Source organism: Methylobacterium sp. P1-11 (assembly GCF_008329595.1).
GTDB lineage: Bacteria > Pseudomonadota > Alphaproteobacteria > Rhizobiales > Beijerinckiaceae > Methylobacterium.
In genome coordinates this window covers 57,023-73,839 of record NZ_NPKS01000022.1, presented here as the reverse complement: position 1 = coordinate 73,839, position 16,817 = coordinate 57,023, and the positions used below count along the sequence as shown (strand labels likewise).

At 66.9% G+C, this 16,817-nt stretch carries 16 protein-coding genes; 6 read left to right on the top strand and 10 right to left on the bottom strand.

What is annotated here, in order from left to right; translation table 11 throughout:
* Positions 1–516: 516 nt before the first annotated feature.
* From CIW48_RS21315 to aqpZ, 10 genes are all read right to left on the bottom strand, one after another.
* Entirely contained in the window at positions 517–1,923 is a 1,407-nt protein-coding gene (locus tag CIW48_RS21315; RefSeq protein ID WP_149312554.1) for a DUF1214 domain-containing protein, read from the bottom strand.
* Between the two features lie 13 nt (positions 1,924–1,936).
* Positions 1,937–3,343, bottom strand: a complete 1,407-nt coding sequence (locus tag CIW48_RS21310; protein WP_149312553.1) for a DUF1254 domain-containing protein — start codon at positions 3,341–3,343, stop codon at positions 1,937–1,939.
* A 15-nt stretch (positions 3,344–3,358) separates the two neighbouring features.
* Positions 3,359–4,294: an efflux RND transporter periplasmic adaptor subunit gene (locus CIW48_RS21305; protein WP_149312552.1), complete on the bottom strand. Its 936-nt coding sequence runs from the start codon at positions 4,292–4,294 to the stop codon at positions 3,359–3,361.
* On the bottom strand, positions 4,291–4,530 hold the full coding sequence (locus CIW48_RS21300) for a DUF3302 domain-containing protein (RefSeq protein ID WP_149312551.1): 240 nt from the start codon (positions 4,528–4,530) through the stop codon (positions 4,291–4,293). Before CIW48_RS21300 ends, CIW48_RS21305 begins: the two co-directional genes overlap by 4 nt.
* Before the next feature lie 13 nt (positions 4,531–4,543).
* A complete protein-coding gene (locus CIW48_RS21295; RefSeq protein ID WP_149312550.1) occupies positions 4,544–5,383 on the bottom strand; it encodes a DUF4344 domain-containing metallopeptidase in 840 nt (279 codons plus the stop codon).
* On the bottom strand, positions 5,383–5,775 hold the full coding sequence (locus tag CIW48_RS21290) for a PRC-barrel domain-containing protein (RefSeq protein ID WP_149312549.1): 393 nt from the start codon (positions 5,773–5,775) through the stop codon (positions 5,383–5,385). Before CIW48_RS21290 ends, CIW48_RS21295 begins: the two co-directional genes overlap by 1 nt.
* Before the next feature lie 150 nt (positions 5,776–5,925).
* Positions 5,926–7,437, bottom strand: coding sequence for a DUF1254 domain-containing protein (locus CIW48_RS21285; RefSeq protein ID WP_246695356.1), 1,512 nt, complete (start codon positions 7,435–7,437; stop codon positions 5,926–5,928).
* Entirely contained in the window at positions 7,434–8,408 is a 975-nt protein-coding gene (locus CIW48_RS21280; protein ID WP_149312548.1) for a formylglycine-generating enzyme family protein, read from the bottom strand. The genes CIW48_RS21285 and CIW48_RS21280 overlap by 4 nt, the downstream gene beginning before the upstream one ends.
* Positions 8,409–8,447: 39 nt before the next feature.
* The gene (locus CIW48_RS21275; RefSeq protein ID WP_149312587.1) at positions 8,448–10,211 is read right to left on the bottom strand and encodes an arylsulfatase; all 1,764 of its coding nucleotides are present in this window, start codon (positions 10,209–10,211) and stop codon (positions 8,448–8,450) included.
* Positions 10,212–10,473: 262 nt separating this feature from the next.
* The gene (aqpZ, locus tag CIW48_RS21270) at positions 10,474–11,208 is read right to left on the bottom strand and encodes an aquaporin Z (RefSeq protein WP_149312547.1); all 735 of its coding nucleotides are present in this window, start codon (positions 11,206–11,208) and stop codon (positions 10,474–10,476) included.
* A gap of 308 nt (positions 11,209–11,516) precedes the next feature.
* Between aqpZ and CIW48_RS21265 the strand changes: the two genes are divergently transcribed.
* From CIW48_RS21265 to CIW48_RS21240, 6 genes are all read left to right on the top strand, one after another.
* Positions 11,517–11,903 carry a hypothetical protein gene (locus tag CIW48_RS21265; protein ID WP_149312546.1) on the top strand — a complete coding sequence of 129 codons (387 nt, stop codon included), beginning with the start codon at positions 11,517–11,519 and terminating at the stop codon, positions 11,901–11,903.
* Positions 11,904–12,742: 839 nt separating this feature from the next.
* Entirely contained in the window at positions 12,743–13,573 is an 831-nt protein-coding gene (locus CIW48_RS21260) for a sulfurtransferase/chromate resistance protein (protein WP_149312545.1), read from the top strand.
* Positions 13,574–13,590: 17 nt separating this feature from the next.
* A complete protein-coding gene (gene chrA, locus CIW48_RS21255; RefSeq protein WP_149312586.1) occupies positions 13,591–14,982 on the top strand; it encodes a chromate efflux transporter in 1,392 nt (463 codons plus the stop codon).
* Positions 14,982–15,338 (top strand): hypothetical protein, encoded by a 357-nt coding sequence (locus CIW48_RS21250; RefSeq protein ID WP_149312544.1) that lies wholly within the window; start codon positions 14,982–14,984, stop codon positions 15,336–15,338. Before chrA ends, CIW48_RS21250 begins: the two co-directional genes overlap by 1 nt.
* Before the next feature lie 30 nt (positions 15,339–15,368).
* Positions 15,369–16,325, top strand: a complete 957-nt coding sequence (locus CIW48_RS21245) for a DUF1259 domain-containing protein (protein WP_149312543.1) — start codon at positions 15,369–15,371, stop codon at positions 16,323–16,325.
* Entirely contained in the window at positions 16,325–16,810 is a 486-nt protein-coding gene (locus CIW48_RS21240; protein WP_149312542.1) for a Rap1a/Tai family immunity protein, read from the top strand. Before CIW48_RS21245 ends, CIW48_RS21240 begins: the two co-directional genes overlap by 1 nt.
* Positions 16,811–16,817 lie beyond the last annotated feature (7 nt).

Below are 16,817 nucleotides of genomic sequence, written 5' to 3'. Positions count from 1 at the left end.
CGCGCAGGGTCCCATGACTGGCCCTCTCGATGTCATTTGGGCCCTGGATACCGGGTGAGCGAGCGGCATCCGGGGAAGGGCCCTGCCAATCCACGTTAAGTTGCGGCCCTGAGTTCGCACCGGTCTATGTCCCGGTAGCCACACTCACACCGCGAAGGGCGACGGCCGGGGGGCTTCGAGCATTGTTACGGTAACAGACTTGACTTGGGGCGGCTGGTAGAACGGTAGGCGTCCCACGTCGTACGAGATCGGCCAGCTCTCAGTGAGATGCAGGGGTGCAGCCCGAGGCCCCGTTCCCAACCGATCCTCTCACGAATGCGGGCATGAACAGGTGGGCGAACACGACCGCCGCTTGCTCGCATTCCATTCGGAAGACGATGCTCAAGGACGTTCCAGTCGACGAGGTCACCCGGGTCGTCGGCTCGGTGACCGCGCTCGCATTCCCGCTCGCGGCGGTTGCTGCACTTCTACCCTCCTCGTGTCGCGTCTCTCAGACGTCCCACATTGCTGCCGGACTTAAGGCACCCGCATCATGCCCGGTAATCGATAAGAGCCGTCGAGGATCGGCGTTTCCGGACCGTAGAAGCGCATGGTCAGGTTGAAGCCGCCCGCCGGGGCGGGGAGCCAGTTCGCGGTGTCGGCCGGGCGGTCCTTCTGGATGAGGATGGTCAGAGAGCCATCGGGATTCTTCCTCAGGCCATCGGTCGTGCTTCCGATGCTGTAACGTCCGAACTCGTTCTCCACGAACAGCATGTCGGACGCGTACATCGCCATGTTCCAGAAGACCGAGACTGGCGGAAGCTGGCCTGCTTCGAAGTGCAGGACGTACTTCCGTTCGCCCGTCAGCGTCTCGCCCCGGGCATCCACGCCGGTGTTTGGGTAGAGGACCTGATCCGAGAGCTGGGCGCCGAGTTCATACTTGGCGAGTGCCGCCCTGAGGCCCGCGTCATACCCAGCCCGGCCTCCCGCGAAGGTATACTTCCACCCGTTGACGGTTACGCCGGCGGCAGCCCACTTGCTGTCGATGATCTTGTCGCCAGCGCTGATCGCGCGGGCCAAGCCGCGCCTCGTCGGCTCGTCGAGGGCTTGCCACTCGAACCCTTTGCCGACGCTGAGCCCAACCTGCCGGAAGGAGGCCACCAAGCTGTCGTCGCTGTCGGCCGAGGCGGGCAGACGCTTGCTCATGGCAAACCCAAGCTCGTCTAAGGCGCGGAGGTCAGCCGGTGCCTTGCCGTCATAAATCGCCATCTGCTGTCGGGGCTCGGGCGGGACGTAGGCGAGACCCTGACGCAGGTAGGCCGCCAGGGGCATGAGCCGGAAGCCCTTCTGAGCCTCGACGGCGTGGGGCAGGTCGGCATTGCCCTTCGCGAGGATGCGGACCGCCGCGACACCGATCTTGGTGCGGCTCTTGATCTGCGTCATGTCGCCCGGCACCGCGCCTGCGAAGTCCGGCCCCGTTACCACGTACACGCCGGGTTGGGGTCCCTTGGTCCCACCGATGTTACGGGTGATCTCGTCAAAGCTGTCGCCGATCTGCACGATGTACCACCGCTGCTCCGCCAGAGGCGGAACCACGAGCACGACCGGCTCAGCCGTGAGATCAAGCTCGGCGTAGGCGTCGATGGTCACGTTGTTCGGGGTGACGACGAAGCGGTCCTTAGCGGTCTTCAGCTCGGTGTACTTCCTGAAGTCGTTGAGGAAGGCCCCGCCCACCGCCACGGCCTTCGGACTGCTGAGGGCGTAGTACCTGAGCGGGTAGCCCCAGAGGTACGCCTGCAGGCCGATGGCGTACGCGTTCTCCTCGCGTGCCTGCTCGCGTGCCTGCTCGGGTGACAACGCTGCGGGCCCGGCGGTCTGCGCGAGCGCGAAGTTTGCCGGAAGCATCACAAGCGCGACGAGGGCAGCAACCACTTTCGTTCTCATCGCGTCCGCCTCCTCAATCGACCTTCTCGACGTCGGTCAGGATCCAGGTCTTCTCGAAGAGAGGCTTCCGGGGGCCGTACAGCCGGAACAGAACCTCGAAGCGGCTCGCCGGGTCGGTGGCCACCCAGTTCGCTTCCTTGCCCGCTGGCGCCTTCGGAGCGAAATAGAGATCCACCGAGCCATCGCCGTTCCTCTGCAGCTCGGGGTTCAAGGACGACCGACTCAGCCGCGAGGCGCCCCGGATCAGCGTGTGCGTCTCGCGGCTGTAGACGACGGCCGACCAATATTGCGAGACGGGCGCATCGGCCGGCACCGTGAGGCGATAGGTGCCGGCGCCCTCAAGGGGCTGTCCATCCTTGTCCCTGATGCCCATCAGGTAGAACTGGCCAGCGCCGAGGTGCTTGACCGTGCTGAATGCCCAGTAATCGGTCAGGCCACGCGCATCGACGGTGTAGGTGTTCGGCTTCTCGTAGAACGTCGACGCCACCTCCATCAGCTCGGGGGCTGCCGGAACGGCCCATTGGCGACCCGGGAAGTACGGGGGGAAAGCGGTCTCGTACCGGGCGCTCAGCCATGCCTGCGCCTCCTTGGCGGCCCCTTCGAGGATCTGCTTCGTGGCATCGTTCGGCGCGAACGGCTTGCCCTTCTCGATGCCGACCGACCTCAACGGATCGATCATCGCCTTGTCGCGCTCCAGCCAGGGCTCGGCCTGCACGAAGCGGTCGAGAGACTGGAAGAACCGCAGGTCGTAGGGAATTCGCGAGTCGAACAGTCGCCCGGCCGCGTCGACGAACTTGGTCTCGGGCTGGCTGCCGGCCTGCGAGAGCGGGTACAGCCTGATCCGCTTGCCGTAGACGACCGCGTCGGCGACGTCGGCGTCGCTTGAGCCTTTCACGGCCGAGCGCAGCAGGGCATAGCCCTGGTAGGTCATCGACGGCAGGACGATGTAGCCGCTCGGCGCGGTACCTGCGAAGCCCGGCGGCAGGATGAGGTATTTCCCGCCCTTGCCCTTGTCGACGCCCGCCGGGCCGACGTCTTCGAGCGCGGCTTGCCAGGCATCCATGATGGTGCCGGTGATCGAGCCTCCCTCCGCCGGGGGGATCTCGATCACGATGGGTCCGACATCCCGCGTGTCGAAGAACGGCTGCAGGTAAATCGTGTCCGGATTCGGGGTCAGGGTCTGGTTGTTCGAGTCCAGGAACCTCGACCAATAGACCACTTGGTTGACGCCGGCCCCTGCGTCATGGATCGCGGCCTGCAACATGCGGTCGAAGTTCACGGCCGTGATGCCCCAGTTGACGGTCTCGACCGCCCGGCGCTCGATGGCGCGGCGCGTCAGATCCTCCAATGAGAAGGTCTGCGCGTCGGCGGAAGACAGCGCCGCGGCGAACACGAACGACGCAAGAACGATCCTCCGCATGACGTTCCTCCACGCTCAGAACGGGTTGACGTAATTCAGGATCGCCGCCTGCCGGAGGACGACCCTCCGGATGACGTGCGCGGTTTGAACATGCTCGGTGTAAATCGCGGCAGTACCGGTGCTTCCGGCCGGCAGGCGTCTCGCAAGATCCTGGTCGTCCAGGCAGATACGGACGACGAACGGCGCCGCCTGGATCTCCGACGGCGCGACCGCGAGGCCACCAGACTGTGCCTGCCCCGTCGCGATGGCCTGCAGCACCGCCTCGACCCGACCAGCATGGACCTCGCCCGGGAAGGTCTTGAACGTGACCTCGACCGGCTGCCCGGGCTCGATGTACCGTGCGTCGATCTGCGGGATCTCCGCCCCAAGGATGGTCTCCGAAGTGTCGATGAAGGCCATCACGGGTGATTGAGCGGTGACGCGGGCGCCCTTCCGGAGCGTGAGGTTGGTCACGTAGCCGACGGCCGGGGCGCGCACGGTCGTCTTGTCGAGGTTCCATTTGGCGCCCTCCAGCTGTGCCTTCAGCTGGTCGACCTCGGCTTGGCGCTGCTCGACATCGAAGGCGCGGCCGGTCCCGCGCCCCTGGAGCTCGGACATCTGGGCGAGCCTGAGCTCCGAGAACTTGAGTTGCGCCTCGATGGCCTCGACCTGCGCCCGGTAGGGGATTGGGTCGATGCGGAATAGGACCTCGCCTTCCTTGAGGGCCACGTTGGCCATGACTGGCACGTCGACGACCTCGCCGGCGACGGACGGAATGATCTGGACCGAGTTGCGGATGACCGCCGCCGGGCCGGCGGGCGCGCCCCACTGCATCGGGATGAACAGCCCGACGAGAAGGGCGATAAGCACGAGGACGGGCGAGAGCTTCCAGAACAGGTTCAGGCGGACGAACCCGAGCCAGACGAACAGGACGAGGAGCGCGACATAGGCGTTGAGCAGGAAGACGATCATTGGGACGTCTCCCGCTTGGCCGGAATGTCGACGTAGGCCCAGATGAGGACCAGCGGCCAGAACACGAACCCGAAGACCAAGGTGGCCCAGCTCCCGATGGCCACCGCCTGCGCCCAGGGATGGCCGCGCCCGCGCGCGATGCGGCCCGGCATCACCCCGAGCGCCACGAAGGACGCGACGAGGGTGGCGACCACCACCAGCAGGACGACCCAGGCGAAGATGTCGATGAACGGCATCGGTCGGGCTCCCTCACCGGAACGCGGAGCGGAACAGGCGCCGGAGGCGCTCACCAGCCTTTGGACGAACCCGGAGGTGAGGGACGATGAGCTTCGCGAAGGCGAAGGCGACCTGCCCGTACTCCTCCTCGCAGCCCTCGGCCCGTTCCTTCGGCAGGTAGTCCTTGACCAGAAGGTCACGGAAGCGCCGCTTGTCCGAGCCGTAGGCCAGGCACGCGAGATTGTAGAAGCGCTGCCAGGACAGGCCGTGCACGTCCGAGAAGGCGCCCTGGTCGACGGGCTCGTCCTTGGCCTGCGTCGCGAAGAAGTAGGCGCTTCCGGAGACAACCATGCGGGCGTCGGCCGGCGATAGGTGCAGAAGGATCAGCGCGGCGACTTGGTCGGCGGCATCCTCCTCGCGCCCGAGGATCGGCACGCCGAGGAGGTCGAACAGGGCATGGCTGCTCTCGTGCAGCAGGATCTGGAAGACCGGGCCGCGGATCGCCTCCTGACGGGTCACCCCGGCAGGCGACCGCGTTCGCGGCGCGGCCTTCACGATGCTGTCGATGAGCTCGTAGCAGACGGTGACGCTATGGGTCTCGGGTGCGTACCAGGCGTTGAGCTCGCCCGCGCATTCCTTCAGCCGGTAGGTCAGGCGGGTGGGCAGCCGCACGAGGCCGATGATGCCCCCGACCCGCTCCAGGACGCGCCGTTCCCGCATCGCGTCGTAGATCTCGCGGTAGGAGGTTTTCTTCGGGGCTTCGTAGATTACCCGGGTACGGCCGCCATCGTGCGACCCGCCTTTGGCCCCGGCACAAGGTGGGAGGGCAATGGCCGCGAGCACAAAGCCAACGCTCCAGGCCCCGGCACGCATCAGCGCCTTCCTACGGGGGGTGCGTCGAGCCGCTCCATCGCGATCAGTGCCGCCCGGTCATCCTTCGAGACGATCCGATCCTTCCGACGGGACAAGCGGTAGAACGGAAGGGCCACCGCGCCGCCGCCCATCAGGCGGCGAACGCGGACGACGGCCACCTCGTGCTGGCCGTCCGGCGTTGTCCGGACATCGGCGATCCTGCCTATGGCGTGGCCGTCGGCGGTGTAGACCCACTTGCCCGCGCCCGTCCGGCGCAGGCTCTCCGCCAAGATCTGATAGTAGGCATTATCCCAGCCGTTCGAGGGCGGGGCAGACGTCTGAGCCCCGGCTGCGGTCGGGAACACCAAAACGAGGACGGCCAACATGCCTCTGGTGACCGGGCGAATGCGCATCTCAGGTCTCCATGGAGACGTAATCGAGGATCGCGTCGGCTCAGACGAAGCAGCCGCGGAGCATTCGAACGTCGTCTGACAGCAGGCGAGCCAAGCCGTGGGTTGGCGAAGGGACCGAGCTGCTATCCTGCAAGACGGCGAACGCCAGCTTCATGGAGCACCCGCTGCCTTGATTGCGGGCGGTTTCCATGTGCCGTCGAGGGCCTGCGGCTTCGGCCAGTACAGGCGCAGGTTCATGGTGAAGGGGCCGCTTGCCGGTGCCGGCAGCCAGTTCGCCGCCTTGTCTTCGCTCGGGCTGTCGCGCTGAACGTAGAGGTCGAGCGAGCCGTCCGGATTGTAGGTGAGCTTGTCGCGGTCGCCGATGACGTAGCGGCCGATGGCGTTCTCGGCAAAGAGCTGACGCTCGTTGTACATCGTCAGGGACCAGAAGCCCCGGACGGGTGGAAGCTCGCCCTTGTCGAAGTGGATGACGTAGCGCCGGCCACTGTCGAACGGCTTGCCGTCCGCATCCACCAGGGCGGTGGGATAGAGCGCGTCCTCGATGGTGTTGGCGCCAAGCCCGGCATAGGCCACCCCGGCCCGGTGCGTGTAGTCCGCTCCGTAGGTGCCAATGGCGGTGTAATTGGTGCGCCATCCGTTCACGAACTCGCCTGAGCCACGGAACTGGGCCTTGATCCGCTCCTGGGCTGGAGCCTTCGACTCTGAGATCGCCTGCTGGGCCTCTGGTGTTAATCGAGCCAAGTCGATGGGTTCGCCCGGCACGATCCCGATCCGCCGCATGCGGTCGAAGATCGGGTAGTCGACATCGTGCGGTGGGTTGGCCTTCACGATTTCGCTGAAGAGCGTGAAGAAGGCTGGCGCATCCATCTCCTCCACCTGTTCGACAGGCGGCTTTTCGCTCTTCCACTCCGGGTTCACCGAGCCCGGGCGTGGAGGCTCATCTTTGCCCCAGGCACTGAGGGGCGCGGTTTTGATCGCCCTCTGGAAGCGATGCACGGCATCATAGTCGGCGGGACCAGCCGTGTTCGTCCGGCCGATCACCCAGCCCATGCCGGTGGGGGAACGAACGAAGTCGATGCCTTCGGGGATGGTGCTACTCCAGTCCGGCCCTGCCAGCGCGAAGGTCTGGGCCCCATTGCCGGTCGTACGTGAGCCCGGCGAGGTGAAGACCTCCGTCCACATGTCGAGGATCGGCAAAAGGTAATAGCGGCCCCCTGAGTCCGGAATGCTGATGACCAGAGGCTCCTTGGTCACGTCGAACCACATCACGGAGTAGAGCGTATCGGCGTTGGGCCGCACGACCGCCGTGAACTTGGCGTCCGGAAAGGCGGCCAGGTGTGCGAATTGGTTGACCGGTGCCGACATCGTCGTGGTCGCCTGCAGGACGTTCGTCGTCTTGCGCCGGGTCAGCTCCATGAGCACGAGCGGATAGGCATAGACGTAGGCGTCGGTGGCGATTTCGCGGACCTCGTCAGCCGGCGGCATCGTGGGCTGCGCGGGTGCCGCGCCGCTCGGCGCAACGAACGCAATGAACAAGCCCGCGGCGATGAAGCGGTGGGTGACGCTGGCATCACCTCTCGAACGTCGCGCATCCTTAGCTCGGCCCAGATGGCCGCCGTGCGACCCCGAAGCCTTTCCATTGAGTGACATCGGAAATGTCATGGGTCCTTCCTCCGGATGCAGCGGAAGCCGATGTGGCTGGTGGAGGTGTCGACCGGGTGGGGATGGCGCGCGGCCGGACGGTAGCGCCGGCAGTAGTTCGGCGCGCACAGATGTGAGCCGCCCTTGACCACGCGGCGCGGGATCCGGATCTCGGGCTGGCTCGGGTCGTGGCTCTCCTCGGCCCGGCCGCCCCGGGGGTTCTGGGGAATGCAGCAGGCCTTCGGGGCCTCCGCCGGGTGCCTCGGGACGTAGAAGTCTGCCGTCCACTCCCATACGTTGCCGATCATGTCGAACAGGCCGTAGCCGTTCGGCGGGAAGGCTGTGACCGGTGAGGTGCGCTCAAAGCCGTCCTCGGCCAGGTTCTGGTGCGGGAAGGCGCCCTGCCAGGTGTTGGCCATGTGACGCCCGCCGGGTGTGAGCGTGTCGCCCCAGGCGAACTCAGCTCCGTCCAGGCCACCGCGCGCTGCGAACTCCCATTCGGCCTCGGTCGGCAATTCCTTGCCAGCCCACGCCGCGTAGGCCTCGGCGTCCCCACAAGCGACGTGGACCACCGGGTGCGCGTCGAGGCCGGCGATGGACGAGCTGGGCCCGTACGGCTTGCGCCAGTGCACACCGAACCTGAACCGCCACCACGAGCCCCAGTCCCCCAGGTCCACCGGCCCCTTCGGCGGCTTGAATACGAGCGAGCCGGCCTGGAGCATGTGCAGCAGGGCTCCGGGGTAGTCCTTCGGGTCCGGCCGCGTCTCGGCGGCCGTGACGTGTCCCGTGTCCCGCACGAAGGCGCGGAACTGCGCGTTCGTGACCGGCGTCCGGTCGATCCAGAACGCGTCGATGCTCGCACGATGGACGGGCGCCTCTTCGGGGTAGTGCCGGTCCGAGCCCATCCGGAAGGTGCCGCCGGGCACGAAAACCATCTCATCCGACGTCGCCGGTTCGGTCTTCCGTCCGTCGAGCAGGGGCGCATCGGTCATCGCTCACTCCGGGGTACGGGCGGGAACCGGGGCAGCCCGTCACTGCGAACCGGGCATTGGGATGCGTTGGTCGATCATCCTGTTCAGGCCGCCCCGGATCTTGTCGAGGTCCAAGCCCTTCCTGAAGGCCTCCTTCTGCTTGATGGTGTCCAACGTGCTTTCCAGGATGTTCGCCGGGTTGAAGCTCGGCGGGAACGAGCGCGGCGGGAAGTCCTTGAAGGTCGCCACGAACTGGAAGACCTCATCCATCATGCCGTAGGCGGACCCGACGTGGTTCAGGTTCCAATCCCAGTAGGTGTTGGAGGTGATGTCGGCCCGCTCGAACGGGTCCTGCATCAGGTTGAAGATCTTCTGCAGCCGCAGGGTCGTGAAGGGCTCTGCCCACAGGCCCATCGTCCCCTGCATGCGCTGCTCGGAGAAGACGTACTTCAGGTCACCTTGCCGTGTGCCGACTAATAGACCGTCGTCGTCCGCGTAGAAAAATATGCTGCGGGCGCTCTTCGTGCCGTTGTTGTTGCCGGCCGTGCCGCTCACGGCCTTCAGGAACGCCGACTGATCGTACCCGTCGAGGTGAACCTTGTAGGTGATGCCGTTGGCTGCGTAGCCGGCCTTGAGCTTGCCTACGAGGTCCGGCTCGCCGGCGATGGCGGCCAGGGTCGGGATCCAGTCGTTGTGGCTCATGATCTCGTTGGTCACGGTGCCGGGCTTGATCGTGCCCGGCCAGCGCACGAGGCACGGCACCCGGAAGGCACCTTCCCAGTTCGTGTTCTTCTCCGAGCGGAACCACGTCATGGCCCCGTCCGGCCAGGTGTTCATGTGAGGGCCGTTATCGGTCGAGTAGACGACGAGGGTGTCGTTCGCGACGCCCATGTCGTCGAGAGCCTTGAGCAGGGTGCCGACGGTGTCGTCGTGCTCCTGCATGCCGTCGATGTACTCGCTGTCGCCATGCGTGTATCGGCCGCGATGATCGGCGCGGACGTGCGTTCGCAGGTGCATACGGGTCGCGTTGAACCAGACGAAGAACGGCTTACCCGCCGCCTGTTGCCGCTTCATGTAGGCGATGGCCGCGGCCGAGGTCTCGTCGTCGATGGTTTCCATTCGCTTCCTGGTGAGCGCGCCGGTGTCCTCAATGGTCTGCTTGCCGACCTTGCCGAAGCGCGGGTCGACCGTTGGGTCATCCACGTCGGTCGCCTTGCACCTCAGGACCCCGCGCGGCCCGAACTTGGCGCGGTAGGCCGGGTCCTTCGGGTAGTCGGGGAGTTCCGGCTCCTCCTCGGCGTTGAGGTGGTAGAGATTGCCGAAGAACTCGTCGAAGCCATTCACGGTCGGCAGGGACTCGTTCCGGTCCCCGACGTGGTTCTTGCCGAATTGGCCCGTGGCGTATCCGAGGTTCTTGAGCAGGCCGCCGATGGAGGGGTCGAGCTGGCTCATGCCCATGGGAGCGCCGGGGAACCCGACCTTGCTGAGGCCGGTCCGGATGATGTGCTGCCCGGTGAGGAAGGCGGAACGGCCCGCCGTGCACGACTGCTCGCCATAGTAGTGCTGGAACTTGATACCTTCCTTGGCGATGCGGTCGATGCTGGGGGTCTCGTAACCCATCAGGCCATTGGAGTAGGCGCTGATGTTCGCGATGCCGATGTCGTCGCCCCAGATCACCAAGATGTTCGGCTTGGCCGCGCCGGAAGGCCTGCCCGGCGAGGGCGAAGGAGAGGCTGGCGCCGGTGAGGGGGCGGGTTGGGTCTGAGCGAGGGTGTTGCCGGCCGACAGACTCGACGCTGCCAATGTCGTTCCGGCGAGCAGCATATGGCGGCGACTAAGGCGGGCGCCTTTTCGAGCTTTTGGGCCTTGGCCGTCCCACGATGTCTCGTCGCTCATGATGTCCTCTCGTGATCACGTCTCGTAGAGGCGTCGACGCCCTTCGCTGATTGGGCGGCCGAGAACGGGATGGTTGGCTATGCGAGGGGTTGGCGCCTCACCGGGTCCGTGACCTACTCAAGCCATAGAGCGGCACGCCGCATGATCGGCTTCGCTCCGCGGGTGGCGTCGCTTGTTTCCACAATGGCGCTCACTCGGCCGGAGCGGCCGGCGCGATGCCGGTCACCTGCGCCGAGGGCTGCTCGCTGAGCCAGCGGTAAAGGATCCCGCCCAGGGCCCCGCCAACGAGGGGAGCGACCCAGAACAGCCATAGCTGCCCGATGGCCCAGCCTCCCGCGAACAGGGCCGGCCCGGTACTCCGCGCCGGGTTGACCGAGAGGTTGGTGACCGGGATGCCGACGAGGTGGACGAGCGTTAGGCAGAGCCCAATGGCCAACGGCGCGAAGCCGACCGGCGCCTTGCCGTGCGTCGCCCCCATGATGACGAACAGGAACATCATGGTCAGGACCACCTCGGCCAAGAGGCACGAGACCAGGCCGTAATGTCCTGGCGAGTGCTCGCCGTAGCCGTTGGCCGCGAAGCCCTTTGCCAGGTCGAACTCCGGTGATCCGCTCGCAATGGCGTAGAGCAGTGCCGCGGCAAAAACGCCGCCGACAACCTGCGAGATGACGTAGGGGGCGATGTCGCGGGTCGGGAAGCGCCCGCCCGCCGCGAGCCCGATGGTGATGGCCGGGTTGAGGTGGCAGCCCGAGATGTGCCCGATGGCGTAGGCCATGGTGACTACGGTCAGGCCGAAGGCAGCGGAGACCCCGAGCAGGCCGATGCCGACTTGAGGGAAGCCGGCGGCTATGACGGCGCTGCCGCAACCGGCGAAGGTGAGCCAGAAGGTGCCGATGGCCTCGGCACCGCACTTGCGGATGTCCATGCACGCTTCCTCAGCTCGATGAGGGAAAGAGCCCGGCAGGCCCAGCGAACCTTGAGGCCCCCTGGGGACGCTTCGTCGGACCGGGACACCATTGTTCCCTCGACTTCGGCCGCCCTTCGGCCCTGGGCCGATCCTCGACCGTCGTGAGGCCCAAAGTCATCATTGTTACTGTTACAGCGATGACACCCGCCGGACGTGGCGCTCTAGTCCGTTCCCCGCCTCGCGCCTCATGATGAGCCGCGAACGGTGGAAGAAGCGCCGGCGCGGCCGCCCTCTGGCCCGCCGCGGCTCACGCTGGAGTGTACGGGATGCGACGCATGAGGTTGGTGGCGTTCGCCGCCTTGCTCTTCGGAGCTTGGCTCAGCTTAGGATCATTGGAGAAGGGACGGCTCGGCGTCGGCGTGGCCGAGGCGGCCGGAGGCTGCGGCATCGGCTTCCACCGCGGCCCGTATGGCGGCTGCCGGCGGAACGTCTACGGGGGCTACTATGGCGGCCCGGCCTATTATGGCGGGCGAGGCGTCTATGGTTATCGGGGCGGCGCGGTCTACGGTTATCGCCGCGGTGGGGTCTACGGATATCGCGGCGGCCGGGTCTATGGCGGCCGGGGCGTCTATGGGCGGCGTGTCGGTGTCTACAGGGGGGGAGCGTTTCGAGGCGGCCGAGGCTTCCACGGTGGTGGTCGCTTCCGCAGGTAGGTGTTCGGCTTCCGTCCCAGGTATTTTGTAGGCCTCAGCTTCTTCCAACTTGTTCCTGGTTTTGGGGATGTGTGGACGTCCGCTTCCAAGAAGGAGGGTAGCCGCCACTGCTGCCTCCCTCGGGGTGCTAGCGACGCCGGTTCTTGACATCGGGCTCGCCGCCGGCATCCGCGATAAGAAGTTAACTCCCGCTCATCCTATTTGCGTCAGTCATCCTCACCGGCATCGCTCTGCGCGTCGCCGGCCGGAAGCATCCCGCTGAACGCTAATCCCGGCATTCCTCCCCGCGCGGTCTGCAGCTTTGTGTTCCCCCGCGAACCGCCATGGCAAAAGACAAGGCCCTCATGTCCACTTAGAAGCTTTCGCCTCGTTGCTCTGAATGACCGGGATGGGCGCGAAGCCGAACGGCCGGTTTTGCGCCCATCGGCGATCCGGCATGGCGTAGTCTGGCCGAAAGCGCCTGGTCCCCTTCGAAGCCGTTTTGTCGGAAAATCGGACGGCCTCCTACCGACCCAACCCTGCCGGTAGGACCGTGGACAGCCTCCGGACAAAGCGGCCGTTCGCCTGCCGTTCGGCAAATTCGGTTCCGGGTGGAAACCGCAACCCGATATTTCGCTCCAATGCGGGCGCGGAGTGCAGCGTTCCAATAGGGCAAGCGCAGCGGAACGGTGCAGCTGGAACTCAGCTGTAGCGTTCGCATAAGGCGCGCTTACGAACCAAGCGGTCTCCGCTTGACATCGTGCTCTCGGCGGCGGTGAATGGGCGCTCGGGAAGCGATCTCCCGACGAGGCTCCGGCTGAAGAATCGCGTCCAATCTGCATTCGCTGCAAGGACGCGCCATGCCTACGCCTAACGCAATCCCCGTCGACAAACTCGCTCGTCTCGTCGGCACGCCCGCCTGCCCGGTCCTCATCGACGTGCGCACCGCTCGCGACTTCGCGGAGGAGCCGCGCCTGATCCCAGGATCGAGACCGCGCCAATGGGATGCTGTCGCTGAGTGGGCACCTGGACTGCGCGGCAGGCCCGCCGTCGTGATCTGCCAGCAGGGTCAGAAGCTCAGCCACGGAGTTGCTGCCTGGCTGCGTACGACTGGCATTCCCGCCGAGGTTCTCGATGGCGGCACCACGGCGTGGGCACAGGCTGGGCTGCCGATGGTACCCGCCGACAAGCTACAAAACTGCGATGCTCAAGGGCGAACTGTCTGGGTCACGCGCGCTCGCCCCAAGGTCGACCGCATCGCCTGCCCCTGGCTGATCAGGCGCTTCGTCGATCCCGAGGCGGTGTTCCTCTTCGTTCCAACCGCCGAGGTCGAGGAGGTGGCGCGACGCTTCAACGGAGAGGCGTTCGACATCGACGCGCCCGACGCGTTTTGGAGCCACCGGGGCGAGCTGTGCACCTTCGACGTCATGGTGCAGGAGCTAGGGTTAGCCACGCCGCCGCTCCTGCACCTCGCCACGCTGGTTCGCGGCGCCGATACCGCCCGGCCGGACCTCGCACCCGAGGCCGCGGGATTGCTCGCCGCCTCGCTCGGCTTGTCGCGGATCTACGCCGATGATCTCGCGCAGCTCGATGCGGGCATGCTGCTCTACGACGCCTTCTACCGCTGGTGCCGTGACGCAACCGACGAGGGTCACAACTGGCCGATCAACAAGCCTCGGCCAGGGGCTTGATCATGGGCAGCGCCGTCATGGATGCCGCGTCACGCGCGGCGGAGACTCCGGTCGTACCGCCCGCGCCCATCACCCTCACCGAGGCGCTGCCCGTCTGGACCCGCATCGCCGCGCTCTCGTTCGGTGGCCCGGCGGGACAGATCGCCGTCATGCATCGCATCCTCGTCGAGGAGCGGCGCTGGATTTCCGAGAGCCGCTTCCTGCACGCCCTGAACTTCTGCACGCTGCTGCCTGGCCCCGAGGCGCAGCAGCTCGCGACCTATGTCGGCTGGCTTATGCACGGCACCCGCGGTGGGCTCGTCACGGGCGGTCTGTTCGTCCTGCCGGGCATCGTCGCCATCATGGCGCTGAGCTGGATCTACGCCCTCTACGGCAACGTCGGGCTCATTGCCGGCCTGTTCTTCGGGCTGAAGGCGGCCGTGCTGGCCATCGTGCTCCAGGCCGTGATCCGCATCGGCAAGCGAGCGCTCAAGGGTCCCGTCATGGTCGGGCTCGCGGCGGCGGCGTTCGTGGCGATCTTCTTCCTCGATGTGCCCTTCCCGCTGATCGTGCTGACGGCCGGCGTCATTGGCTATCTCGGCGGCCGGGCCGGACTGCCGCAGTTCAAGGCCGGCGGGCACGGGGGTAGCGGCAAGGCCGTCGAAGGCCCCTTCCTCCTCGACGACCACGAACTCCCGCAGGAACGTGCGGCCACCGGACACACGCTGCGGATGCTGCTGACCTGGGGTGCGATCTGGCTGGTGCCGGTCGTCGCCATCCTCCTCGCCGTCGGGCCGGACGACGTGTTCAGCAAGATCGCGGTGTTCTTCTCGAAGATGGCGATGGTGACGTTCGGGGGCGCCTACGCGGTGCTCGCCTACGTCGCCCAGCAGGCGGTGGAGCATTACGGCTGGCTCAAGCCCGGCGAGATGCTCGACGGCCTCGGCATGGCCGAGACTACGCCGGGTCCGCTGATCATGGTCACCCAGTTCGTGGGCTTCATGGCGGCCTTCCGGGCACCGGGCTCGCTGCCGCCGCTCCTCGCCGGCACGCTCGGCGGGCTCCTCACCACCTGGGTGACCTTCGCGCCCTGCTTCCTATGGATCTTCGTCGGCGCCCCTTACGTCGAGCGCTTGCGCGGCAACCGGGCCTTGGCCGGCGCGCTCTCGGCCATCACCGCGGCGGTGGTCGGCGTGATCCTGAACCTCGCGGTCTGGTTCGCCCTTCACACTGTCTTCGCCGAGACGCGACCGTTCGCAGTCGGGCCTATCGGCTTCGATGTGCCAGTCCCGTCGAGCCTCAACCCGTGGGCGCTCGTCCTGGCGGCCGCGGCGGTCCTGGCGGTGTTCCGGTTCACGGTCGGCATGGTCCAGACGCTCGCGGCCTGCGCCGCGGCCGGCGTCGCCCTGCATCTGGGAGGTCTTGTGTGATGGGAACCGGGCGACGCGCCGCGGCGGTCACCCTGCTCGTCCTGGCGTCAGGTTCGGCGCCCACCGGCGAGGCGTTCCGCCAACTGACCGCCTCCGAGATCCGGGCGCGACTCGTCGGCAAGGAGGTCACCGACGATGTGCACTGGGCCTACCGCTTCGAGCCGGGTGGTCGCCTGCACGTCGTGTCCCTCGGACGGGCGCGAGACGCACGGTGGCGGATCGACGGAAACGGGCTCTGTCTGGAGGCCGACTGCTGCGTCCAGGTCTGGATGGTCGGCAACCGCGTCGAATTCCGGCGCAGCGACGGCACCCTACCGGACGAGGGCGTGCTGCAGGCGCCGGCACGCCGGCCCTGACAAACAAGAAACCCAGAGTAGGAGACGACCATGAGCCGCTTGCTTGCATCCATCGCCCTCCTGGGCGTCCTCGCGACCGGCGCGTCGGCCGCGGAGCCCTGGCAAGACGCCATCGCCACCGGGCTCGGCAAACCCGGAACCGCCATGCCGGGCGGGGTCTACCGCGTCGGCCTGCCCCGGACCGACCTAACGGTCACCCTCGACGGCGTACAGTTGAAGCCGTCCCTCGCCCTGGGCTCCTGGCTCGCCTTTGTGCGGCACGGGGGCGGGAACGAGGTCATGGTCATGGGCGACCTCGTCCTGACCGAGGACGAGGTGAGCCCGGTGATGAAGCGCCTCGTCGAGAACGGGGTCGAGATCACCGCCATCCACAACCACCTGCTGCGGGCCTCGCCGAGCACCCTCTACATGCACATCTCCGGGCACGGCGAGCCCGGCAAGCTCGCCACCGTCCTGGCCGGGGCGCTGGGCGCCAGCCGGACACCCTTCGGCGGCGAGACTGCCGGTGGCTCCCCGCCTTCCGGAAAAACCGAACCGGCCTCTGCCGGCGAGGGACCGGTGCCGGCGAAGGCGACCGCGCCGGACCAGGCACTCGACCTCGACACGGCGGCCATCGACGTGGCCATCGGGCGCAAGGGCAAGGTCAACGGCGGCGTCTACGCTGTGAGCGTGCCGCGCTCCGAGACCCCGAAGGATCACGGCATGACCGTGCCCGAAGCCATGGGCTCGGCGATCGCCATCAACTTCCAGCCGACCGGCGGGGGCAAGGCAGCCATCACCGGCGACTTCGTCCTGACGGTGGACGAGGTGAACCCGGTCATCAAGGCGCTACGGGCGAACGGCATCGAGGTCACGGCACTGCACAACCACATGCTCGACGACGAGCCCAGGCTGTTCTTCATGCACTTCTGGGCGAACGACGACGCGGGCAAGCTGGCCAAGGGCTTGAGGGACGCGCTCGACCGGGTGAAGGTCGCGAAGGGCTGATGCGCAGGAGCGTCGCCATGGTGACGATGTCGGTGAACTCCAGGCGGCGGTGCCTCGCGGTCGTCGTGGCGGCCGCAAGCACCGTCTCCCTTCCGGCAACGGTTCCGCAAGCGAGCGCCGCCGGATGCGAGGGCACGTCTTGCACCCTGGATCAGGGTAGCCAGGGTGCCAGTGCCCCGGCGGTGCCGCCGGCCGCTTCGGTCGACATCCGCGAGAGGCGGTCGGGGGACCTGTACCGCGTCTGCCTCGCCGAGCGCGGCGAGGCCTCGGGCTGGTGCAGCGCCTACCTCATGGGTGTCGCCGACACGCTGGCGGCCTTCGGCGATGGCGGCGACAAGGGCGGGATCTGCGCCGCCGACTACACCATCGAGGCTCTGGCCAAGACGTACATGACCTGGGCGCACGCCAACGAGGCGCTGCTTCGGACCGACATGCTGGCGGTGGCCAGCCTCGCCTTCCGGCAGCGCTGGCCCTGCGGGGGGTAAACCGAGC